The 23,237-nt window shown below is 64.0% G+C and carries 20 protein-coding genes and 1 pseudogene; 12 read left to right on the forward strand and 9 right to left on the reverse strand.

All coding sequences use genetic code 11. The annotated features are described in order from the left end of the window. Nucleotides 1-194 precede the first annotated feature (194 nt). Genes KLK06_RS60685 through KLK06_RS45880 form a run of 4 tightly spaced genes read left to right on the forward strand, consistent with a single transcriptional unit; the run spans nucleotide 195 to nucleotide 5,564 of the window. Nucleotides 195-1,280, forward strand: coding sequence for a hypothetical protein (locus tag KLK06_RS60685; protein ID WP_250907033.1), 1,086 nt, complete (start codon nucleotides 195-197; stop codon nucleotides 1,278-1,280). A gap of 2 nt (nucleotides 1,281-1,282) precedes the next feature. Beyond that, nucleotides 1,283-2,878: a conjugal transfer protein TrbL family protein gene (locus KLK06_RS45870; protein ID WP_214642036.1), complete on the forward strand. Its 1,596-nt coding sequence runs from the start codon at nucleotides 1,283-1,285 to the stop codon at nucleotides 2,876-2,878. Continuing rightward, nucleotides 2,875-3,816: a PrgI family protein gene (locus tag KLK06_RS45875; RefSeq protein ID WP_214642037.1), complete on the forward strand. Its 942-nt coding sequence runs from the start codon at nucleotides 2,875-2,877 to the stop codon at nucleotides 3,814-3,816. The genes KLK06_RS45870 and KLK06_RS45875 overlap by 4 nt, the downstream gene beginning before the upstream one ends. Nucleotides 3,817-3,818: 2 nt before the next feature. Continuing rightward, entirely contained in the window at nucleotides 3,819-5,564 is a 1,746-nt protein-coding gene (locus KLK06_RS45880; RefSeq protein WP_250907067.1) for a VirB4 family type IV secretion system protein, read from the forward strand. Between the two features lie 71 nt (nucleotides 5,565-5,635). Here the strand turns inward: KLK06_RS45880 and KLK06_RS45885 are convergent, their stop codons facing one another. After that, nucleotides 5,636-5,938, reverse strand: a complete 303-nt coding sequence (locus KLK06_RS45885) for a hypothetical protein (RefSeq protein ID WP_214642038.1) — start codon at nucleotides 5,936-5,938, stop codon at nucleotides 5,636-5,638. Between the two features lie 880 nt (nucleotides 5,939-6,818). On the opposite strand from KLK06_RS45885, the gene KLK06_RS45890 reads away from it, so the two are divergent. The 4 genes from KLK06_RS45890 (at nucleotide 6,819) to KLK06_RS45905 (ending at nucleotide 11,976) form a co-directional block, all read left to right on the forward strand. Continuing rightward, nucleotides 6,819-7,919, forward strand: coding sequence for a type IV secretory system conjugative DNA transfer family protein (locus KLK06_RS45890; RefSeq protein WP_214642039.1), 1,101 nt, complete (start codon nucleotides 6,819-6,821; stop codon nucleotides 7,917-7,919). A 12-nt stretch (nucleotides 7,920-7,931) separates the two neighbouring features. Then, complete coding sequence (locus tag KLK06_RS45895; protein ID WP_214642040.1) at nucleotides 7,932-8,825, forward strand: replication-relaxation family protein; 894 nt, start codon at nucleotides 7,932-7,934, stop codon at nucleotides 8,823-8,825. Beyond that, complete coding sequence (locus KLK06_RS60690; RefSeq protein WP_250907034.1) at nucleotides 8,822-10,138, forward strand: C40 family peptidase; 1,317 nt, start codon at nucleotides 8,822-8,824, stop codon at nucleotides 10,136-10,138. The genes KLK06_RS45895 and KLK06_RS60690 overlap by 4 nt, the downstream gene beginning before the upstream one ends. A 725-nt stretch (nucleotides 10,139-10,863) precedes the next feature. Then, complete coding sequence (locus tag KLK06_RS45905; RefSeq protein WP_214642041.1) at nucleotides 10,864-11,976, forward strand: S1 family peptidase; 1,113 nt, start codon at nucleotides 10,864-10,866, stop codon at nucleotides 11,974-11,976. A 1,260-nt stretch (nucleotides 11,977-13,236) separates the two neighbouring features. Here KLK06_RS45905 and KLK06_RS45910 read toward each other — a convergent pair. Then, nucleotides 13,237-13,581 (reverse strand): GNAT family N-acetyltransferase, encoded by a 345-nt coding sequence (locus KLK06_RS45910; protein ID WP_214642042.1) that lies wholly within the window; start codon nucleotides 13,579-13,581, stop codon nucleotides 13,237-13,239. 83 nt (nucleotides 13,582-13,664) lie between these two features. Here KLK06_RS45910 and KLK06_RS45915 point away from each other — a divergent pair. The 4 genes and pseudogenes from KLK06_RS45915 (at nucleotide 13,665) to KLK06_RS45930 (ending at nucleotide 18,744) form a co-directional block, all read left to right on the forward strand. Then, nucleotides 13,665-14,389, forward strand: a pseudogene (locus KLK06_RS45915) (transposase). Nucleotides 14,390-15,018: 629 nt separating this feature from the next. Continuing rightward, the gene (locus KLK06_RS45920) at nucleotides 15,019-16,683 is read left to right on the forward strand and encodes a S1 family peptidase (RefSeq protein WP_214642043.1); all 1,665 of its coding nucleotides are present in this window, start codon (nucleotides 15,019-15,021) and stop codon (nucleotides 16,681-16,683) included. 266 nt (nucleotides 16,684-16,949) lie between these two features. After that, a complete protein-coding gene (locus tag KLK06_RS63310; RefSeq protein WP_214642044.1) occupies nucleotides 16,950-17,096 on the forward strand; it encodes a helix-turn-helix domain-containing protein in 147 nt (48 codons plus the stop codon). 1,150 nt (nucleotides 17,097-18,246) lie between these two features. Further along, nucleotides 18,247-18,744 (forward strand): transposase, encoded by a 498-nt coding sequence (locus KLK06_RS45930; RefSeq protein ID WP_250907035.1) that lies wholly within the window; start codon nucleotides 18,247-18,249, stop codon nucleotides 18,742-18,744. A 147-nt stretch (nucleotides 18,745-18,891) separates the two neighbouring features. Here KLK06_RS45930 and KLK06_RS45935 read toward each other — a convergent pair whose 3' ends face one another. The 7 genes from KLK06_RS45935 to KLK06_RS45965 form a co-directional block, all read right to left on the reverse strand. Beyond that, complete coding sequence (locus tag KLK06_RS45935; protein WP_214642045.1) at nucleotides 18,892-19,374, reverse strand: hypothetical protein; 483 nt, start codon at nucleotides 19,372-19,374, stop codon at nucleotides 18,892-18,894. A gap of 83 nt (nucleotides 19,375-19,457) precedes the next feature. Continuing rightward, on the reverse strand, nucleotides 19,458-20,495 hold the full coding sequence (locus KLK06_RS45940) for a DUF932 domain-containing protein (RefSeq protein ID WP_214642046.1): 1,038 nt from the start codon (nucleotides 20,493-20,495) through the stop codon (nucleotides 19,458-19,460). Between the two features lie 78 nt (nucleotides 20,496-20,573). Next, nucleotides 20,574-21,650: a DUF4192 domain-containing protein gene (locus KLK06_RS45945; RefSeq protein ID WP_214642047.1), complete on the reverse strand. Its 1,077-nt coding sequence runs from the start codon at nucleotides 21,648-21,650 to the stop codon at nucleotides 20,574-20,576. A gap of 71 nt (nucleotides 21,651-21,721) precedes the next feature. Further along, on the reverse strand, nucleotides 21,722-22,027 hold the full coding sequence (locus KLK06_RS45950) for a hypothetical protein (RefSeq protein ID WP_214642048.1): 306 nt from the start codon (nucleotides 22,025-22,027) through the stop codon (nucleotides 21,722-21,724). Further along, on the reverse strand, nucleotides 22,024-22,452 hold the full coding sequence (locus tag KLK06_RS45955) for a hypothetical protein (protein ID WP_214642049.1): 429 nt from the start codon (nucleotides 22,450-22,452) through the stop codon (nucleotides 22,024-22,026). Before KLK06_RS45955 ends, KLK06_RS45950 begins: the two co-directional genes overlap by 4 nt. Then, the gene (locus KLK06_RS45960) at nucleotides 22,439-22,756 is read right to left on the reverse strand and encodes a hypothetical protein (protein ID WP_214642050.1); all 318 of its coding nucleotides are present in this window, start codon (nucleotides 22,754-22,756) and stop codon (nucleotides 22,439-22,441) included. Before KLK06_RS45960 ends, KLK06_RS45955 begins: the two co-directional genes overlap by 14 nt. Nucleotides 22,757-22,883: 127 nt before the next feature. Beyond that, nucleotides 22,884-23,087, reverse strand: a complete 204-nt coding sequence (locus KLK06_RS45965; protein WP_214642051.1) for a hypothetical protein — start codon at nucleotides 23,085-23,087, stop codon at nucleotides 22,884-22,886. Between the last annotated feature and the right edge of the window lie 150 nt (nucleotides 23,088-23,237).

Here is a 23,237-nt window from a genome sequence, read left to right on the forward strand (position 1 = left end):
CACAGGTGAACAAAGACCTCTGGCAACCCTCTGGCGCAGCTCTATTAGGCCGCGGCCGGCCAAAGTCGATCTCTGGCAGATCGAGGTACCTGGCTTCAGCTCAAGGTCATCAATTCGGGCCGCCTGAGGCCTGCCAGAGGTGGTGCGTACACCGGGATGCGAGACCGAAATTCCTCTCGCAGTGGAGCAACCGGATGAGTACCAACCTTCGCGAGACGCCCCTCACGGACCGCTCACCGCTCGACGCTGTCGAGCGCATCTTTCAGCTCGTCGCGTGCGCTCCCGACGGCCTGGCACTCGATGGCCGAGCGCTCTCCAACAAGCTGCCCACGCGCCAGATTCCGCTGACGGAGCTTCGCGACCTCCTGACCTCGCGCGCGCTGTGCGACGCCACTCGCGACGTCATCTGGCGCGAGCTCGTGATCCGGGCACGCGGAGACGACCGACAGTGGGCGGTGGGAGCGGTCGGGGTGGCCGTACCTGCTCTTCGTCGTATCGCCGGCCGGCTCTGCCTTTACCTCGGCGCCCAAGAGTCCGCGGGCATCGAGAGCGAGATCCTGACCGCCTTCCTCACAGCGGTGAGGAACATCGACCTCAACCGGCCCGACATCCTGCCCCGCCTGTGCGTCTCCGCCAGCCGGGCTGGTGAACGAGCCCGGCAGCGCGCCGACTCCAATGTCGCCCAGCGCCTCTCAGACCGCAGCTTCAAAGAGCCGGTCCTGGGCAATGCCGCTCTGGCCGGAGAAGCCGAGTCGGCTTTGTCCCTGCCGATCATGTCCTCCGCCCCAAGAAGGGTGGAGGACGTTCCCAAGACCTCCGCGCGGAGCCGGATCACCTCAGATCCGCAGCCCATCAACACCTCACCCAAAGGAGGCTGGGGCAGCCCCACCGGCTCCGCGCGGATCTCCTCCCTGGCACGACGATGCCGCTGGCGCCACCTCTTCCGCGGCGTGCTGATGGCGGCAGTAGTTGCCATCGTTCTTGTCGCCACTGCTGCCGTTGTTCTGGCCGAGTCCAAGCCGCCGCCGAGCCCCGCCGGTGTGCCGGACAGCCTCAACGTGGTCTTCGGCAACCTGCGGAACTGGCTCATCGGGCTGCTTGCCGCGCTGGCAACGCTCATGCTCACCGTCGGCGGCCTCCGCTACCTGGTGGCAGGAGGCGATCCCGGCGAAGTCCAGAAGGCCAAGGCGGCGCTCAAGGCCGCCGCGATGGGCTACGGACTGGCCGTGCTGGCGCCGCTGTTCGTCAACGTGCTCAAGCGCATCGTCGGCGGCGGGTGACCATGAGGACGCCGCATCGCACCACCTCGGCAGGAGCTCGCGCCCTGGTCGTTGCCGCCATTGCCGCAGCGGCACTCGGAATTGCCGCCGGTATTGCCTGGGCGGATCCCACCCCGGCGCCGGCTCTGGACCTGCTGCCTTCGCCGCCACCGATCACCTTCGGGTTCGGCGACTGGATCACCAAACAGATCAACGGCTGGTTCGCCGCTCTTGCCGCATCGGCCATCAAGCCGCTCCTTGATGTCCTCGCGGTGACGCTGCTGGCCACCCCAGATGTCGCGAGCAGCGGCCGGGTCTTCGACCTGTGGAAAACCACTGCCGCCATCGCGAACGCCGCCTTCCTCCTCCTCGCCACCGTCGGCGCCATCACCGCAATGGGCCACCAAACTCTTCAAACTCGCTACGCGGTCAAGGAGGTACTGCCCCGCCTGGCGATGGCGGTCCTGGCGGCCAATGTGAGCTTCCTGATCTGCGGAAAACTCATCGTGGTGGCCAACGCCCTGTCCGCCGCGCTCCTGGGGCCTGATTTCGATGCCAAGCGGGCCGCAACGCAGATCAAGCTACTCATCTTGCCGCCCACCAATAGCCAGATCTTCTACATCCTGCTCGAACTCGTCGCGATCGTCCTGCTGATCCTTTTGCTGATCAGCTTCGTGATGCGGTCTGCGTTGGTGCTGCTCCTAGTGGTGGCCGCCCCCATGGCGCTGGCCTGCCATGCGCTACCCCATACGGATGGCGCGGCCCGGTTCTGGTGGCGAGCTTTCACCGGTCTGCTGGTCATCCAGGTCGCGCAGTCGCTCACGCTCGTCCTTGCGGTACGCATCTTCTTCAACCAAGACGGCAGGTTCCTGATCGGCGTCGCCCCCACCGGACAGCTGATCAACCTGGTCCTGGCTCTCTGCCTGCTGATCATTCTGGTCCGGATCCCGTCCTGGATCTCACGAAGGATCTTCAGCCAACACGGTGAGTCGAAGATCATGCGGATCGTCAAGTACGCCGTGCTGGCCAAGCTCACCGCACCTGTGCTGAACGCCGTGCATCTCGGCAGAGGCGGGAGCCGCGTCGGCAAGTCGGCTACTCGAGCGCTGACGGCAAAGGTCATTGCCGGAACGGTTGGCGGACCGGCTGGTGCTGCCGCGGCAACGACTTTTACTGCCGCCTCTGCCGCCCGGGGTGGGCCCGGCCCGTTCAAGCACGCTCCGGTCGGCGCTCGCCGTCCCGTACGAGCCGCCGATTGGGAGCCCGCGCCCATCAAGCATGCTCCGACCGGGCCGGCGATCGCAGGCAGGTACAAGCCCGCGCCGACCGTCAAGCCGCCGGTGCAGCCGAGCACACCGGTGTACGGCTACCCGCGCGAGGCCTACTACGCCAACGGCCCCGCCGGCCTCGCCCAGCTGCAGGCGCTCAGGAACCGGGGAGTCACCGACGCCCGGCAGGCGATCGAACCGCCGAAGGGCAAACGCCCCGTCCGGCCGATCGTGCAGCCGAACGCACCGATCCCCGGCCAGGTGGATTGGCCGGAGAACCCAGGTGCTCGCCGCACCCCCAGCCAACCTCGCCGTCGCCCGCGCAAGCCACGAGGAGGTGACGGCAAATGAGCTGGTACGAGTCCGTCGCACGGATCCCCGCCGACGTGGAGCAACCAGACAAGATCATCGGTTCGTTCACCGCTCGGCAGGTATTCATCCTCGGTGGCACCGGGGCCTCGCTCTACGCCGCGTACATGGCCGTTGGCGACCATGTGCCGCTCGTAGCCTGCGCCGCCGTGGCTCTGCCCGTGGCCATCGCCGCCATCCTCCTCGCGGTTGGCCGGCACGACGGCATCTCGCTCGACCGCTACGTGCTCGCGGCCATCCGGCATCACCGCGCCCCCAAGCACCTGGTGTCATCCCCGGAGGACATTCCCATGCCACCCACCTGGATAGCGGCCGGTTCGCAACGCCCTCCGGCACCGCTCAAGCTGCCAGCCCGCGGCGTCGCCGGAGATGGCCTGATCGACCTCGGGCCGGACGGTATCGCGGCCGTTGCCGAGGTCTCCACCGTTAGCTTCGCCCTACGTACGCCCGACGAACAGGACGCGCTGGCCGCGGTCTTCGGTCGCTGGCTCAACTCGCTGTCCGGCCCCGCGCAGATCCTCGTCCGAGCCGAACGCGTCGACCTGACCCAGACCATCGCCTCCCTACAGGACAACGCCCGCCAGCTCCCACATCCCGCCCTCGTATCCGCAGCGCTCGAACACGCCGCCTTCCTCGACGAGCTGTCCACCCAACATGACCTGCTGCGCCGCCAGGTCCTACTGATCATCCGCGAACCCGCAGCCGGAGCGACCACCCGGGATGCTGCCGCCGCACGAGCGTTGCGCCGCCTGGACGAGGCCTCCCGCGTGCTGGGCTCCTGCGGGCTCACCGCCCGGCTCCTAAACGCCCATGCCGTCGCCGCACTGCTGACCTCCTGCTTCGACCCCTCAGCTCCTCCTTTGCCCGACGAGGACATGGCCCTGCCCGGCGAGGTCGTCACGGCAGGAGGCTCCTGGTGAGAATGCGCCGCACTGCTGCCACGCCATCTGGATACGGCCCGCAAGCCGTTGAAGTCGAGGCCCGGCGTCTGACCGTCGGCGACAGCCTGTGCTCGACGCTAGCCGTCACCGGCTACCCCCGAGAGGTTGCCCCCGGCTGGCTGGAGCCGCTGCTCACCTACCCCGGCCGCCTCGACGTCTCCTTGCACATCGAACCCGTCCCCTCGCTCGTGGCCGCGGACCGCCTCCGTAAGCAGCTGGCTCGGCTGGAGTCTGGACTCCGATCCGACCAGGAGCACGGCCGGCTGCTGGATCCGGGCGCCGAGGCCGCCGCCGAAGACGCCCAGGATCTCGCCTCCCGCATCGCTCGGGGTCAGACCAAGCTCTTTCGCGCCTCGATCTACCTGACCGTCCATGCCACCTCCGCGACGGAGCTGGAGGACGCCTGCGCCCAGGTGCGAGCGCTGGCCGCCTCCCTGCTCCTGGATGCCCGGCAGGTGACCTTCCGCCAGTTGCAGGGCTGGATCTCCTCACTTCCTCTCGCCTACGACAACCTCGCCATGCGGCGTACCTTCGACACTCCCGCGCTGGCTGCTGCGTTCCCCTTCACCAGCCCCGACCTGACCACCGAACTCGGGCCTACCGCCGTGCTCTACGGCGCCAACACCGCCAGCGCCTCCCTGGTCGCCTGGGACCGATTCGCCCAGGACAACCACAACTCCGTCACCCTGGCCCGTTCCGGCAGCGGCAAGAGCTACCTGACCAAGCTCGAAGCACTGCGCTCGCTGTACGCGGGCATCGAGGTGGCCGTCATCGACCCCGAGGACGAATACGGCCGCTTGGCACACGCCGTCGGCGGCGCGTACGTGCACCTCGGAGCACCCAAGGTCCGCCTCAACCCGCTCGAACTGCCGCCCAAGAACCAGCGCGGCGAAGACCCGCTCACCCGGCGTGCGCTGTTCCTGCACACCCTGATCGCGGTCATGCTCGGCGACCCCCTCGGCAACGCCGGCAAAGCGGCACTCGACCGCGCCATCCTCGCCACCTACCGGCAAGCCGGGATCACCCACTCCCCCCGCACCTGGAACAACCAGCCACCGCTCCTGCGCGATCTGGCGACGAACCTGTCCGAGGACCCCGATCCCAAGGCCAAAGAGCTGGCCGCCGGGCTCGCCCCGTACGTCACCGGCAGCCACCGCCAGTTGTTCGACGGCCCCACTACCACCCGCCCCGACTCCCACTTGATCGTCTTCTCACTCCGCGACCTGCCCGACGAGCTCAAGGCGGTGGGCACCCTCCTCACGCTGGACACCATCTGGCGTCGCGTCTCCGACCCCTACAACCGGTGCCCCCGCCTGGTCGTGGTCGACGAGGCCTGGCTGCTCATGAAGATCCCCGAAGGCGCGCAATTCCTCCTGCGAATGGCCAAATCCGCGCGCAAGCACTGGGCGGGCCTGTCCGTCGTGACCCAAGACGCCGCTGACCTACTCGGCTCAGAGCTCGGCCAGGCCATCGTGGCCAACTCCACCACCCAGATTTTGCTCCGCCAAGCGCCACAGGCGATCGACAAGGTCACCGAGGCGTTCCGGCTCTCCGACGGTGAACGGCAGCTGCTCCTATCGGCAGGAAAGGGCGTCGGCCTGCTCACCGCCGGAGCGAGCGGCCAGAGATGCCCACTCCAGGTGATCTCCAGCCCCCGCGAGCACGACCTCGTCACCTCCTCGCCCCAGGAACTGGCCGAGCTCGACGACGAGGGGGCCGACCTGTGATCTGGGATCTCCTCGACGCGCCGGACATCGCCCTGGACCAGGTGCTCGACTGGCTCGCCGCCAATATTGGGCTACTTGCCGCAACGCTGTTCGGCGCTGACGTAGTCAGCATCCTCGTCCGCGCCTGTGTCGTACGCCTTCGCCACCGCGCCCTCGTACGGGGCGCGCGGTGTGTGGAGATCCTCGCGCCACCGGTGGCCAATATGCCTGGCGCAGAGGCGCTTTGGGGCAATCTCATCGGACTGCTCAGGCCCGCCTGGAAGCGGTTCGTGTTCGGGCAGCCGCACCTTGCCTTCGAGTACACCTTTAGCGCGGGCGGCGTGCAGATCCGCCTGTGGGTGCCCGGCTCGATCCCGCAATACCTGGTCGAGCATGCGATCGAGGCGGCCTGGCCTTCCTCCCGTACCGCCATTCAGCAGGTCGCGGCACCCGTACCGCGTGACGGCTACGCGGCCGGCGGGCAACTGGTCTTGGCCCGAACCGAGCGGCTACCGATCCGGCACGATCACAACTCCGACCCGCTGCGTGCGCTCATCGGGGCGGCGGTCGGGATGCCCGGCTGGCAGCACGCCTGCGTGCAGGTACTCGCTCGACCGGTCACCGGCAACCGACTTGCCCACGCGTGCGGCGGCACCATGGCCCGGCTGCTCAGAGCCCTGCTCGACCTCGTGATGCCCGGCCCGCGTCACGTGCGTCAGCCCTCTCTTGATCCTCTCACCTGGCTGGAAAAATCAGCGGAGGCCCGAGCTATCAGGGATAAAGCCCACCACTCCCGATACGAAGTCGCGATCCGCTACGCCGTACAAGCGGGAGCGCCCACATCCACGGACCCACAGGCCGCACGCAAAATCCGGCAGAACGCCATCCGCGGGCGTGCCCACGCACTCGCCTCAACCTTCGCCCTCTTCAGCGGGCACAACCGCCTGGAACGGCGACGACTGCTCTTTCCCGCCGGCCGCCTCGCTACTCGACGGATGAGACGCGGCTTCCTCCTGTCGGTGCCCGAACTGGCCGCGATCGCCCACCTGCCCCTGGACGTCGCGGTACCAGGACTCCAGCGGGCGGGATCCAACACCGTACCGCCGTCCCCAAAGATCGCCTCTGGCGGACCGCATGCCAAGGTCCTCGGCTTCTCCGACGCCGGACACGCTCGGCCGGTCGCTCTTCGAGTCGCCGACTCCTGCCACCACGTGCACATCATGGGCCCGAACGGCACCGGCAAGTCCACACTTCTCGCCCAGATGATCCTCTCCGATGTCCAGGCTGGCCGCGGGGTGGGTGGTCATCGAGGCCAAGGGCGATCTCGTCCGAGATCTGCTCGGCCTGATGCCGGAGGAGGCAGCCGAGAAGGTCGTGCTGATCGATCCGGACGATCGGCACCCGCGGCCCTGCCTCAACGTCCTAGGCGGACCCGACCTCGTCATGGGCGTGGACAACCTGGTCGGCATCTTCCACCAGATCTACGCCGACTACTGGGGCCCACGCACTGACGACATCCTGCGCGGCTGCGCACTCACTCTGGCCCGCAACGACGGCACCCTCGCCGACATCCCCACCCTGCTATCCGATCCGGCTTTCCGCCAGAAGCAGATCGCCACCATCAGTGACCCGCTGCTGCGCGGCTTCTGGAGCTGGTATTCGGCCTTGTCCGAGGCGGCCCAGGCCAACGTCACCGCACCCATCATGAACAAGCTACGGGCCTTCCTCCTGCGGCCCTTCATCCGCGACGTGCTCGGATCCACCAGCTCGACGTTCGACATGGGCAAGGTGCTCGACGGCGGGGTTCTCCTCGTACGGCTGCCCAAAGGCGTGCTCGGAGACGACTCCGCCCGCCTGCTCGGGTCCATGATGCTTGCGCAGGTCTGGCAGGCCGCCTCCCGACGGGCCAAGATGGGCCACTCCCGCAGCCCAGCCGCGCTGTACGTGGACGAGTGCCACAACTTCCTCACACTCCCCCACGCGCTGTCGGACATGCTCGCCGAGGCCCGCGCCTACCGCCTGTCCATCACCCTCGCGCACCAGCACCTGGCCCAGCTCCCGCGCCAGCTCCGTCAGGCGGTCTCCTCCGACGCCCGGAACAAGATCTACTTCTCGCTCTCGCCCGAAGACGCGCGCGAGACCGAGCACCACTTCACTCCCTTCCTGACCGCGCACGACCTGTCCAACTTAGACGCCTTCCAGGCAGCGGCCCGCCTGGTCGCGCGCTCGGCCGAGGCACCGCCGTTCACGCTGCGCACCAGGCAACTCCCCGAACCCTCCAGCGACGTCGCCCTGAGAATCCGGGCCGCCGCCGCACAAGCGCATGGCCGCGCCGCCACGCCCACACCCAAGCCGGATGCCCGGCGCACCTTCTGAAAGGAGCTCACCATGTCCCCGATCCGCTACAGCCCCAGGATGCTGGGCGAACTCGCGGTCCGTCTCACAGATCGCGATCGACAGCTCATCCGCCTGATCCACGATTTCCGTGTCCTGACCGCACCGCAGGTCAGCGAGATGTTCTTCGACACCGACGACGCCGCACGCAAGCGGCTGCTGGCACTGACTCGCATGGGCATCCTCGAACGCTTCCGCCCCAACCTGCCACCGACCATGGGCACCGCTCCCTACCACTACGTCATTGGCGAAACCGCCGCCGCCGTGCTCGCGTCCGAGAGCGGCGTCGACATGGCCGACTTCGGATACCGCCGCGATCGCGTCCTCGGCATCGTCTACAGCCAGCGACTCGCCCACACCGTGGGCACCAACGGGATAGCCGCCAGCCTGTACGGCTTCGCCCGCCGCCATCCGGTAACCGAGCTGACCACATGGTGGACCGAGCAGCGCTGTACGGCCGAGTGGGGAGCGATGGCCCGGCCCGACGCGTACGCCCGCTGGACCGAAGGGCGCCACAGCGTGGAGTTCTTCCTTGAATACGACACCGGCACCGAGCCCTTGGACCGAGTGGCACACAAGCTCGACGGCTACACCAGGCTGACCGAGTCCACCCGGATCGTGACGCCCGTCCTGTTCTGGGTCCAGGGAGAGCGCCGGGAGACCAACCTCCGCAAGAAGCTCAAGCACCACCCCGGGAACATGTTCGTGCCGGTCGCCACCGGACATGCCGCCACGGTCAACGGCACGGTGGACGACGGCCCCGCCGGCGCCCGCTGGCTCCCCACGGACCTCGAACGACCGCGATGCCGGCTGGCTGAGCTGGCCAAGCACTGGCCCGGGCTCGGGCCGCAGGTCGCTCCCGAGTCGCCCGAAGAGGGGGACGAATGATCCTCGAATTCGGACTCGTCAAAGCCATCGCCGCCGGAGGCGGTCTGGTCTCATGCATCGCCCTCATCGCCGGAATGACGGGCGGAGGCCAATACGCCACAGCCCAGGCCGATCCGATGCAGCTCGCGTCGGCCGTCTGCGCCTACACCCGCAACGGGCCGGACTCCTCTACCTCAACGAGAAGCCACACGTCTGCTTCTGGAAGTCGCGAACTGACCTCCAAGCAGGCAGCCAACGCCCGGATCATCATCAACACAGCCAAGAAACTGGGGCTCCCCAGACGTGCCGGCGTCATCGCAGTAGCCACCGCCCTACAAGAGTCGTCACTGAGAGGCGAGACGGTAGGCGATCACGGCCGAGCTTTCGGCATCTTTCAGCAACATCCAGGCAGCGGCTGGGGTACGCGCGCTCAGGTCTCCAACCCCCGCTATGCCGCCCGGGCGTTCTTCTCCCGGCTGATCAAGATCAGAAACTGGAGCGAGAAGCCCCTAACCGTCGTAGCGCAAGCCATCCAACGATCAGACTTCCCGACTACTTACGCCAGGCATGAGGCTCGCGCAAAGCGCATCGTCGCCGAACTCGGCTGGGCCAAGTCGAGGACATCCCAGAAGGCCCACGACACTGTGGAGCTTTCAGTCGCAGACGCTCGTGCGGTGCGTGGCAGCCTGGAACTGGCGACGTCGCTGGGGGTTTCCCGGGCAACCTTCGTGGCCGATATCGATATGGCTCTCAGCGCCGGCCGACTACGCAGCGCACAGAAGTACTTGAAGAACAAAGGTGATCGCTCCAAGCTCGCGGACAAGATCGTCGAGACGGTGGCGAGAAGCGTCTGCGCCGAGTTGTCCCAGAAGATCGGCCAAGTGCTGGATCCGGCCACCCTTGAGGTCATCCGAAGGTCGGGACGCGGTGGGGTCGCTCTCGAAGCCGCACTCACGATGATCGGCGTGCCGTACTCCTGGGGTGGTGGCGGCTCGAATGGGGCAAGCTTCGGTATCGGCCGCGGCGCCGGGACCAAGGGCTTCGACTGCTCCGGTCTGGCCGAGTACGCCTGGGCCAAGGCGGGGATAAGGATCGGCGGAAACACCTCGGCGCAATGGCAGGCGGGGACCCACATCTCCCGCTCCCAGCTCAGGCCCGGAGACCTGGTGTTCTTCGCCACCAACCCGAAGAACCCGTCGACCATCCATCACGTGGTGATGAACATCGATGGCAAGCGTTATGTGCACGCACCCCATACCGGTAGCAAGGTGCAGGTGGGGCGATGGACCGCCACGCGGGAAGCCGAATACGCAGGAGCAGTACGCCCCGGATGACCTCGGCGTACGCTAGAAGCGACCGCTCTCGCCTTTTGACCAATCGGTATGAGTAGGTCGGCGGAAGGGCCAGCGCCACGTGCGCAGGCCCTTCCGTTTTCGGCTATCGGCCAGCAGCGGCGGAGTGGCGAAGTGACGCCGTTCATCTCTTTCTCCTTCCCCATGCCTTGGGGCTCCTCCTCCATCTGAAGCGTCACCCTCACTTCACGCCTGGGGAACCGAGAGCTCCCGCCCGCGGGTCTCTAGGCCATACGAGCGCCTGGGGTTCCTTGGACCGGTCTCACCTGCTCAACGGCCGTCTCGCCCAGACCGGCCTGATAATCGAAGACCCCTTGAACACATGACCGACCCTACGAATTCAACCTTTGGTAGGTCGAGATAGAAAAGTCAAGGGTTGACACAGTCGATCATGACTGAAACATTGACAGGGCGGTAGGGGTGGCATCAAGTGAGGCCACATTTGCAACAGCATCGAGATCCTCTCCGTCCCGCTGTATCGATGTGAATCAACTGGAGGTAGTGTGACGGTGCACTTACGTTTCGTGCGCGCAAAAGGTCTTCTACTGGCCACAGCTATGACTCTCTGTGTTGGACTTCTGACTTATCCTGCCAGCGCCGAACCCGCCCCCGCAAACTCGACATCCGCAGAACAAGCAAAATCGACCGGAACGTCCACTCCAATCAATGGTCCCCTTGCAGGGGAGGCATTGGCTGCCTCAAAGGTCATGATTGAACAAGCGCCCCTGCTTAAGGCAGCCGACGTTATACAGTTCGGCGCATTCGAGCAGGATCCGGACGGTTTCACCGGACTACAACTAGCTGACGGCAAAGTCATCCTATGGTGGAGCGGCGACATCCCGGCTCGCTTTCAGTCGACAATTAAGCAGGCCCGCGCAATCGCACCGGTAGAGATCCAGCACGCCGCCTATTCTGAAAAGCAGCTTAATACTGCGGCAGACAGAATTGGAGCTGCGGTGGGACAGCCAGCGGGCGGACCGGCGCACACCGTCCTGGTGTCCGCCACCGGGTCCGGGGTGCAAGTGCTCACCACTCCAGGATCGCGAATCAGCGGACTTCACATACCTGACGTTGGAGTCCCGGTGAAGTTCAAAGAGGCAGCGCCGGCCGAGATGGTCAGTCGGTGCAACGACGCGAGCCCTTGGCAGGGAGGAATCGGTTACCGAAACAGCTCGCGCACCATTACGGGAGCCTCATGTGTGGACAACTCCTCAGAGACGCACACGTGCTCAGCGGCCTACGGTGTTAAGAATTCGGCCGGAACGACATATCTCTTGACGGCCAGGCACTGCGGCATGGTCGGTGATGTTATGAAGGACACTACCGGCGAAACGATCGGCACGGCAGCCGTCGGCAATAAATCCCAAGACGTGATGCTGATCCGAGCCACGATTCGCCCGTACGTATGGGACGGCGGTTCGACGTCAGCAAGCCTTCGCGCGGTGACGAACTACGGGAACGCACCGGTCGGCACTTCTCTCTGCGCTTCGGGGGCTCGAACCGGAACGACCTGCAACTACACGGTGACCGAGTGGCGAGCCCGCTTCTTGAACTGGAAAGACTTCGATAACACGAGCGTGACGACCACGGACTTGACGCTCGCAAAAAAGAGCTGCTCTCCGGGGAACACCATAGATAGCGGAGACAGCGGCGGTGCGGTATTCAATTATAATAGCGATCTCACGATATCGGCGCGAGGGATAGCGAACGCTAAGGTTGACACCGATGCCGACGGCTGCATCGACTCCATGTACCTCATGGACTGGGGGCGGATGAACCAAGCGACGGGATTCGAAACGATCACTCCTGTATATCCGTGACAAGCTAAACATGCAGGGCGCCTAGAGTTGGGCGTCCGAGCCTCGCCTCGGGCGCCTGTCGCCTCCCCGTGAACGATCAAGCAGTACCGTGATCTGTTCCAGCAACCGACCAAGGACACCATGCGTCTAAGGGCCATGAGAAAGGTCATCGCCGCGATGGCTAGCGCGCTAGGATTGCTCGCTGCATCAGCGTGCACTACACCTGTCCCGCCGCCAGCATCGGCCCTATCAGAATGCCCGAATCGTTGGGCCGGGAAGGCGGCAGGCGACTGGGTACCATCCGTAGGATCGGGAACCCGCGAACACTTGGTGCCGGGCACCCCTCTAGAAGCAGATATCTGCGCCTACGATGCGGGGGGATCTCGAGCGGCCACACCACAACGGCTGACCGATGGGCTCACCACGATGGTGACGGATCTCAATTATCTTCCCGCTGCTGCTTTACCATCCTGGCGAGCTTGCACTCTGATCGGTTCCATACCGCGCGGCTATCTCATCCGCTTGCGCTACACCAATGGCAGCGTGTCATGGATCGGAACCGCATATGACGACAACCAGTGCGTGGTGACAACGAACGGAGCATTCCGCACGATGTCCTATGTCGGAGACGCGGTGAGAACGGCCTACAATACGAGGCACTGGCCATCCCTCAGCCCGGCAGACCAGTGCGAACCAGGGCGCGGAAGGATCGGGCAGGAGGGGCACATGGTCCCCAAGGGTTCGATCGGGCTTACCGTTTGCAAGCTCAGTGCCACGGCGCCGCAAGAGAAGACATACGGCGAAGACACTGCGAAAGATATATCAGCCAAGATTGCCTCTCGGCCGACAGAAAAGGACGAAGGTACTTGCCCTATTGGAGCGGCACCGGCCATACGTCTTGTTTTCCGATATCCTCAAGGGCCTCCCGCCGGCGTAACCGTCTGGAGCAAGGGGTGTGGCATGGACAACCGCTTTCTCAGAGGTGAGGTACCACCCACCCTTATGGCCGAATTGTCTGGCCTTCTTGATTGACGGATAAACCTCCTGAATTCATAGGGTCGCGGACCAGGCCGTGGAGGTCAGCCACGACGAAGTTGCCGATCGAGCGTTTCAGCAGCCAGGCACGGCTGGCTCCAACTCAACCAGGGCCAGCGGGGGACCGTCGTCGAAGTCGTGGTCGTGGGTCCTGCCGGGCTCGGTGAAGCCATTCTTGGCGTAGAAGCGGCGCGCTTGGGCGGAGTCCCGGAGCGTCCACAGATGCACGTTTTCGTACCTGGCGTCTCACACTCGGTCTAAGACGGCCATCAACAGGACCATGGCGATGCCACTGCCCCAGACGTCCGGGTGGGCGAAGAAGGTATGGATCTCCGCGAGGGCGGGGCGGGAAGCGGAGGCCCCGAACCGGGCGAAGGCCCCCGGCCGCTCGTTCAAGCGCGCCAGCAGGATCGTGTCCACGCCCTCAGCCAGAATGTCGTGCCACTTGGTGCACCGCTCCTCGATCCCGGCCGCGGCGACCTTCGGCGTGCACAACGGGCCGTGCGAGATACTCCAAGACAGGGCGTGGATCTCGCCGGCGATGTCCCCGCCACCGGGTTCCGCCGGATGGACCGTGATCACATCGGACATGACGTAGACACTAAAGGGTGTCTGAAAAGGGTCGACGGCGTCATGCTGACAGGGTGTCGGGGACGTGAGCCTGGAGGCGTGCGATGGTTCCTCGGCGTCCGTACCCAACCAACCTGTCCGCTGCTGAGTGGGAACCGCTCGCCCCGCTGATCCCCGTTCCCAAGCCGGGTGCCCTGTCTGCCGTTCATGAGCGCCGGGAAATTGTGAATACGCTGGCGTACTGGATGCGGACAGGTTGTGCGTGGCGGCTGCTGCCCCACGACCTACCGCCGCGGCAGACGGTCTACCACTACTGGCGCACCTGGCGGATCGAGGACCGCTGGGAACAGATCCTGGCCCGCTTACGCGAACACGACCGGATCAGTGGCGGTCGCGACCCCTACCCCCAGGCCGGGCATCATCGACAGTCAAAACGTGCGGGCCACCGATCGCGACGATGCCGTCCCTGCTGTTGGCCCACGCCCGCCAGATCCTGAGGCGGCTGAAGCATGTCTGGGCCGATCAGGGCTATCGCAGACAGGACTTTATCGGTTGGATTCTGGAACAGTTCAGTGTGAGCCGACAGATCGTCGTCCGACGTGATGGAGGATTCCGCTCCACCTGGGCCAGCGAAGATACCCCACCGCGACGGATCCCGCGGTTCTCCCTCGTGCCCCAGCGATGGGTGGTCGAGCTCACCTTCGCCTGGCTGGGCAAATATCGGCACCTGGCCAAAGACTGCGAGTACCTGACAGCGACCGCCGAGAACGTCATTTACCTGGCGATGAGCATAATCCTTCTGCACCGCTACGGCGGCCGGCCACCCTGATCCTTTTCAGAAACCCTCTACAGGGCAATGAATAGGGAGTTCCCGAATCTAGACAAGCACTTACCGTATTTGATACGAGACATTCCGTCATAGAACGAGGCATGGGATTATATGAGCTCGGACCGGGAAGATCAAGAGTTGACATGAGTATGAGGAATTGTAAATGATCACTGTAGCAGCTCCGGCTATCTCTATCAGACTGGCCTCCTGACTCTATTGTCGCAAACGCAATAAACTCGGTAGCCTGACACTTACGAAAATCCCCTAACCGATTGAGCACTCCGCGTCGCGGACGGGTCGGTGCACCTGCGCGCGACTGGAGCAGATTCCGATCAGGTCGGCAACAAGCCCAGCCGTATCAAAACCCACGCAGCGCGTACACCTCATCTAGCTGAACTATCACCTACCAAGCCGCAAGCACAAGCAGAAGGGTTTGGTGCCCGCGACTTCAAGTGCCCGCTGGAAGCTGCCAACGCTTACGCGCTCAACTCGTGACCGAAGAAACGCTGCCGGCGTATACGTTCTGGCTAGGATACGCCAGTTCGACCAGAACGACTGGTTGATGGTGGAGGCATTCGACCAATCGGAAACGCCGCGATGATGACCATGCTATGCACCGAGAAACGACGATGTTCAGCGTTGTCGCCGCCTCTGTTCCCGCTGATATTTCGACGAGGCCCCCGGCGCAACTGCACCAGTTGAGCTCCCTAGACTTTGATTTCCTCGGCATCGACTTCACCAGGCGGCAGGCCACCATTTCTGCCTGCAAACGTCGATGTGCGGGGCGGTATATCAAACTCTCACCTAGAAGAGGCAAAATGAGAAACCGTCTCGTAGCCGCAGCGTCCCTCGTCGCTGTTCTCTCCTTATCTCCAGGCATCGCCAATGCAGTTGACACCCCCTCACCAACTCCTGAGGCCACCCCGGCCGTTTCCCCGGCAGGCACTACGGCACTCGTGCTGCCTCGCGAGCAGCAACCGAAGCACAGCCGTCCCACGCTGGACAAAATTTCACAGGAAGCGCGCGCTAAGGGCATCCCCTTCAAGAAGGCCTTAGACAAGTACGCCGCCGAAACTGTGCAGAGGAACCCCGCAGCACAGCCCGAACTCCCTGATGGTCCCGTTCCTGACCCGGTCATCAAGATCGACGGTATCCCCTTCGCTGAGCTGATTGACCTCAACCGCCTCGCCACGAGCCGGGGCATCTCTCTTGAGGAAGCCATCGACCGGTACGCCTGGGTTCCAGCAGTTGACAAGGTGGGTATCCAACTTAATAAGGACTTCCCGGAAGCGCTATCAGGGATCACCTTTACCAATGAGGGCCGGAGCCTTCACATAGGCTTTAAAGGTGAAATTCCACGCGCCGCCATAAACCTCGCCAAGACTCTCCCTGGCGAGGTGGAGTTTATCGGGGGTAAGGGATTCTCCGAGGCGGAGCTGAAAAGCGTCCGCGATACTCGATTCAAAGTCCTCGCAGGCCGCCCCGAGGTCGAAGCCCTCGGCGGAGGGTACGACATAGAGACCGGCAGAGTAACTTTCAAGGCTCAACTGCGTCCATCAATCAGTGCCACAGAGAAGGATCGTGCCCGCACCGCTCTCCAGCCTGCTCCTGCGGACAACAGCAATATAAGCATCGATGTAACCGTCGTCGATGACCTAGGGATCAAGTTAACGGACAATTACCTCCGGGGCGGTGGATTCTTGACGTTGAACAGCCTCCCTTGGTGCACAGCCGGGTTCAACATCATTTCCACATCGGACGTCAGAGCCACGACTACAGCAAAACACTGTGCGGATGATTCCCACCTCTACCTCACATACGAGAATCATCACGACTACGACACGAACAGAACCACGGTGAGTCGCATGTTCCGCTCCCCCGCCTACGACTTTGCTCGCTATCAAGGCGGCGATCTCACGTATACGAGGACCTTCTACTACGAGCTCAACACGCCTCGCTATGTGACTGCCCTGGGTATAGTCACCGCTGTGGGTCGACCTATCTGCTCATTCGGCAGGACGAGCGCCGAAGCGGGCAATGGCGCCCGATGTGGAACAGTCACCGACACGGACTACACCTACATGAGTAATGGAGTTATACATTATGACGCTTATGTAACGGACTACACCTTGCTCGGCGGCGACAGCGGTGGCCCATCGTACTGGGGCGGATCAGCATACGGTCTGAATTCCGCAACGAATGGCGGAGAATCCTACATAGCTAAAACCGAGAACTTCAGGGAGCCGGATGGCTTCGGCAGCAGTTGGGACGTCTGGCAATGTGGCACATGTTGAGGCCTTTCTAAGCGCGTATCCAAAAGTTCTGCGGGTAACGGGGTGTGAGGTCACCTAGGCGGACGGGCGTTGACAGGGGCCTCGTCGGGGATTGGATCGAGGCTGCTCAGGCCCTCTCTCCGCCCTGGCGAGGTCACGGTCAGTATGCACCCTCCTGCCGTGTTCACCAACGCTCCGGCCCCCTCGATCGGCCATATGCAGGCGGAGTTGCGGGGCCGCTGGCGGCAGGCGATGTGGACGGTGATGGTGCTGTTGTCGCTGCACTGATGCCTGCGGCGCAGATCGCTGAGCTGCTTGGCGATGACACCGGGACGGTGCGCTGCTGGATCGGGCGGTTCAACCAACTGGGCGTGGAAGGCTCGGCCGACCGTCCCCGCCCCGGCCGTCCAGGCTGGGGCGGGGACAATGGCTGACCAGCGGCATCGCCATGCCGCTGGCCCGTCCGAGACCGCGGACTATCTCCCGTTTGTGGCGACAGTTGAACCGGCCGCTTTGAGCAGGCCGCACTGTGTATCGGCGAGTGCGACTGGTGCTCTCTGGCGGCGGCCCAACTCCGGCAATGCCCACCAAGATGGCGATGCGCGCTAGGGTTGGAGTGGGTAGCCGGCGGATCAGCCCGTTGAACGGCTGTCTAAGCAGGTCGTAGGTCATCTGACTAGTGCCGTTGGCGGTGGCGCCGAGCAATCCGGTCATCAAGACGTGAAAGTTCTTGTTGGTGAAGCCAGTCGTGGCGCGGCACAGAGTGCCCCAGGGCCAGGGTCAGGGCCATGGCCCGAGGATCGCCGAAGCGTGGCGCTGGGGTCCTGCGCCCCACCGCATCGGTGGCAGGGTTGGCGATCAACTCAAAGGCCGGACTCGCCAGGACGCAGCCCTGGCCGGAACGTTCGACTTGGAGTATGCGCCGGTTGACGAATAGGACCCGAAACCGATCACACGAAACCACACTGTGGATTCAAGCTGAGCAACTCTATGGATGCAAGCCGTGTAGCAGCCTAGTCCCAACAGCGTGAGAAAGAGCTCGAGGCAAAGCCTACTTGATTGCCTCACCGGCGGTCGCGATCTGTGATCTAATCATAACGTGCTAATAACACGCAAGAAGGTGGTCGGCAAGGGATCAGGCTCCTTACTCGCCGCATCGATAACACTACTTGTTGCAGTCGCTGGCTGCTCAAGCAGCTCCGGCGACAGCGGCATGCCGACCGGAGATCGCCCCCTTATAGTCACTCACGATCCGAAAATTTACCAACTCGCAAGCCTCACAGCAATTTTGGATTACAACCCGGATAGTAATTGTCTACGGCTCCTGTACGGTCCTCAATCAACATATGCGACGCCCATGTGGCCAAACGGAACGAAGGCTGTCGTAGAAAACGGGCACCGAGGCGTTGATGTGCCGGAAGTCGGTAGAATCCTACAAGGAAACAAACTAGTAGCAACCGGTGGATTTGTAGACTGGGGAGATCAACCTCCGCAAGACATAGGTGCTGGCGCAGCCCGTAGGTGCCTGGAGGGCGATCCGAAGATTGCCGTATTTGGAATCGGGCGCATTGAACATGTTGAGCGATGAGATTGCTTGTGGGTGCCAAGAACTCGACCTGTACCCGTAGACGCCAAACACGCACATATGGGTTGATCTGGGATTTCACCAGTCAGACTAGGCGGCCAGGCGATACTCGTCGATCGCCTCTCCTCGGCGCCCAGGTGCTCGCAGAGTTCGGCGACGACCCCCACCGCTACGCCTCGGCCAAAGCCCGCAAGAACTACGCCGGCACCAGCCCGATCACCCGCGCCTCGGGCAAGAAGAAGGTCGTCGCCGCCCGCTTCGTCCACAACGACCGGCTCATCGACGCCCTGATCACCCAGGCCGCCACCGCAGTCCGCGTCTCGCCCGGCGCCCACGCCTACTACGACAAGCAACGCACCCGCGACACCGACTACAACACCGCCCCACGCCAAGTCGCCAACCGCCTCGTCGGCATCCTGCACGGCCGCCTCAAAACCGGCACCATCTATAACGAAGCAACCGCTTGCCCACATCAGACCGAATCGCTCGTTGCTTGACATCTAAGCTCCTGAGATGTCTTTCTGAAGCCACCCGCCTCTCGCTCCTGAAGCGCCTTGCGGAAGGTTCATCATCGCCCAGAGCAAGGACAGCGACACCTACGAAAAGCTCTGCCCGTACGGGGAAAAGGTTCTTCGGGCTTGAGGCTAGTCGTCCAGAAAGAGGGCTTGAAGCAACGTGTAGCCCGGCATGTGCTCAGCGGGACGAACCCCGACCGTAAACATCTCCGGCTCGTCGAACACTGGATCTCCGCTGGGGCGGCGTGTGTATGGCACACGCCCGTACTCCACTCCGTCGCTCTGATCAAAGCTCATCCAGGTGATCGCTTCCTGTTCCCCTTCGCGCAGCGGATGATTCGACACCGCACGGCTGAATACCTTGTCAGGCGTGATCACCCAGACTTGAGGTACAGCGAGAACCCATCGCGTCGCCGCGATCTCCTGACCCTTGGCAGCGGCCCGCCTCTCAAACGCTGCAGCCGACTGCTCATCACGAAGGTAGTCATAGTCGCTGAGCACTAGCAGGCACTCTCCACGAAGAGCCACGATCGCAGGGCACTCACGAGCGATGATGCTCTTTTCGAGCCGTTCGACCACATCGAAGAGCAACGCGGCCGTCTCGTCGTTCATGTCGTCCTCCGAACCTCGCGGTCCCTCAGATCCTGCCATGAAGGGACGGGGTGCGGTCACACGGTGACCGCACCTCTAACGCGTCAGGCGGCCCTGCCCAGGACGGAGCGATCGAGCACCTTCTCCAGCGTCTGGAGGGTGGCCAGGTCGAGCTCGTCCACACCGCCGGTGACCATGCGGAGCATGTTGCGTTCAGCGCGGACGGCGCCTCTCACGATCTGCTCGTGATGGGCGAAGGTGTTGACGGCCTGGACGACGCCGAACGCCGTACCACGCCAAGGGGTCACCCGCTCGTCGTGACTCCAGAGGCGGTTCAGCGCGTCCCGCTTGGCCTCGGCCATGGTGCGGCTGCGACCAGAGTCTGGAGGCAACGGGACATGCCGATCAAGGAAAGTGCCCCACTGCACCCCAGAAACCTCGACCTGGCACAGGCGCCTGACCTCCCTGGCGAAGTCGTCGGCGACTTGATGGATGATGCCCAGCGCGTCCCGGACTTCCGCGATCCGGCCAAGGGAGTTTCGGGAGTGCTTGATCTTCAGCCGCTTGGCTCCGCCTTCGGCCAGCGCAGCGGACAGGGTGTTGTCGCATCTGATCAGCTGGGCGCCGGTCTGGTAGGTCGAGGACAGCGAACCGTCCAGCGAGGTGGCGGCTGACAGGAAGGGTCGGAAGGTGACGCCCTCGGGAGTGGTGCAGGACTCGGGTACCTCCACCTGGACCCAGGCCACCGCGCCGCCCTTGAGCAGGCCGGCCGAGCCGATGAACAGTTCGTCGTCCAGAATCGTCTCGATGTGTTCCAAGAGCCAGCGCTTGTATTCGTGAATCCGGAAGCCTTGCTTGAAGACGCCGAGGATCTCTCCCGTGTCGGGGCGAATAATCGCTTTCCGAGTGCGGTCCGTAAGGCGGGTGACGCCCTCGTCGGTCAGATAGGTGGTCTCGATCGAGCCTTCGGCGGGTTCCCAGCTGAACAGGCGTCGGATGACGTCCGCGACTGGGATGGCGCCGGGGTAGTGGTTGGGCTCGTCGCCCTGCTCACTGGCTCGATAGTGCCAGGCAGAGCCGCGCTTGTCGGTGAACCCGATCAGCGTGTTCTCGTTCAGCCACTTCAGCGATTCCTTGGACACATCTCCTCCTGACATGCGAAAGGCGCCGGGCATGCGCCCGGCGCCATGGGGTTGCGCGAGATCAGACGACGGTGTCGATCAGCTCGCCTCGGGGACTGGAGGCAGGATGGGCCGCGCGCCTATCGGGTGCTCAGCGGCGAGCCTCATGATCGCCTCTTCCTGTCCGGTTATGTCCATGCCAGCGAACGAGGCAGGTGTCATGCCGATGTCCAGGGCATAACTGATCATCGTGGCGAACCGGTATCCGGCATCGGCGTCCAGAGCTCGGTTCGCTGCGATGCGAGCCAGGACCCCATCCCCCGCCTCCAGCGCGAGAGCAGCCAGGTTGGTTGCAGGGGCGGGAGCGTAGGCCGGTTCCACCCGACGGGTTACCTCGGTCCAGAACTGTCGGCATACGTCGTAGTCGCGCTTAGCGGCGAATGTGAGCGCGATGTCCCGAACCAGTATTCCGGTGAGGAGTACGCCCAGCCAGGCGACTTCATCGGCGGGGATGGGTCGGCCCGCATCGACATGATCGAAGCAGGCCCCGACGTGGCGGAGCCCTTCGATGAACCAGTACGTGTCTTCCTTCGTCTCCAGCAGTGCATGCGCACGAGCGCGCGCCAGAGCCGTTGCCTCCCGCATCTCCTCGCGCTCGTGCCCTGTGACTGGAGCCAGCAGGTCCACCAACGCATCGCGGCTTGGGAAAGCGACCGCACCGTTGGCCACAGCGGTTGCGGCGATCGGGTGGCTCGTGACGTCGTACGGGACACCTTCGGGAGGGCAGCAACCAGGGTCGCTGCATGCGTATGACCAGTACCGTCCGTCTTCGCAACGGAGCATCTCGACGACCTCAAGGCCCTCGATGGCGAGAGCGTCGCAGACGCTGTCCATGGTCGGAGTGATCCGCTGGCCAGGCCCATAACCGATCAGGACGGCTGAAGGAATACTCTGTCGGCGGAGCACGTCCGTACAGCTTCTTGCCACTCGCGCGATGTCTTCGCTCCCGTCCGGCAGATCGAACCGAGCCAGGCCCGCAAGACGGCTATCGTCGATAGCCGCCATCAGGAAACAGTCGGACGGGTGGAACCCGAGCAAGTACGGCACGGCCGCGAGAAGGTCGGCCGGACGGTTGATGATGATCGCGACACCGTCGAAGTCGATGGAACTGCCCATTTTGCCTCCAGACATGACGAAGCCTCGGCTCATCGAGCCGAGGCAAGGTGGGGTTTGTGGGTTTACGAACGTCAGCAGCGTTCGGAGCGGATGCCACCGCGAGGCCCACGGAAGATCCGCAGCTCGGGATAGTCGCCGCCATGGCGAGACCGATAGAGGGTGATCTCGCAGTCTTCGGTCACGCATGGGGTGAGCACCAGCGCGGGCTCTCGGCGTAGGAAGTCGAACCGAGAGACCTGCCAATAGCCATACAGGTAGCGCTCGATCAGCTTGTGCTTCGCCTCGGCAAGTGAGGAGAACTCCTCGAGATCCTCCTCTTGTGGCGGACTGTAGCTTGGCCCGCCATACCAGAAGCCGTACCAACGGGCCATGATCATGACTCCCTGGTACAGCCAGAGGAGGCGTGATCGCTTCCGCAGTAGCCGCAGAGCCCGTCCATGGCATAGATGGACAGTTCCTCCGCGTATTGGTCCCGCCATTCGAGCTGTGCCGGGGTGTAGTTCGCGAAGAACTCCGCATCCGTGTCGTTCGGGCCGAGCGTCAGGAATGCCAGCACGGTCTGTGCGGCGTTGATCAGCGTCTCCGGGCACACCGTGGCGCCGACTGACGAGCTGATGTCCGTGGCGGAGAACACCGTCCGGCGGTAACGCGACAGGCGATAGAACCAGCGAATCCGTCCATCGGAAGTGCGACCGTGCGGCCACAGTTCGAGTAGGTGCTGATGGTCGATCGGCCACCCCGCGAACAGCCGGGACGTGATCCGCCACCTTGGCGGGAGGGAGATGCCATCAAGCACGGCCATAGGGGTGCTCTCCTCGGGGTTTGTGCTCGGGATCCGACGGGCGAGGCTCCCGGCCAGCGGCAATCGCGTTGGCCCGCAGGATGCCGTACTGGATAGCGTCCAAGAGGCACTTGTGAAACAGCACGCCAGGGAACCGCTCGCGGACTTGATCGAGATCAGTCACAGTGCCGCTCCAATCACCCGGCTCACCGGGCTGGGGCGGGATGAACAGGTGCCGATAGGAGCACCCCGGTCCGTGCGCCTCGGGTGCGACGCTGGGACACAGGACCACGATCGGCAGATACTCGGCAGGGTTGATTTCCATGAGATTCCTCCTTGGGCATGCGGGAGCGTCCGGGCGGGCCTGCCGTGCCGCCCGGACGGAGATCGGCGGGTGATGATGGGGTAGCGGCGTCGGGAGACACGCGACATCCCGACGTGCTGCGGGGTGATCAGCTCAGGCGAACTGCCTGCACGCTGGTCTGATAGCGCTGGCCCTGGGCGTGGACTCTGGCAGCGGCTCGGTAGCCGGTGCGGCCCGAGTTGAACGTGCGCGGGCCCAGCCCATTGGTTACGACCTCGGCCAGGGCAGCGGCCATTTCCTCGGTCGTGGCTTCCACCGTCACCGACGGATCGTCCTTGGAACCGACGAGCACAGACTGAGCCTGCGCCTGATAGCGGCTCTTCGAAGTTAAGCGGGGTTGAGGTGTCCGCGGCCTTTTCGGGTGGTGGCGCATCGGGTGCGTAGTCGCTGGTTTCCTGGGTTGCGGAAGCCGTAGGCGTCGCGGGCGGTGGTCTTGATGACG

The organism is Nonomuraea sp. NEAU-A123 (assembly GCF_018603905.1).
GTDB lineage: Bacteria > Actinomycetota > Actinomycetes > Streptosporangiales > Streptosporangiaceae > Nonomuraea.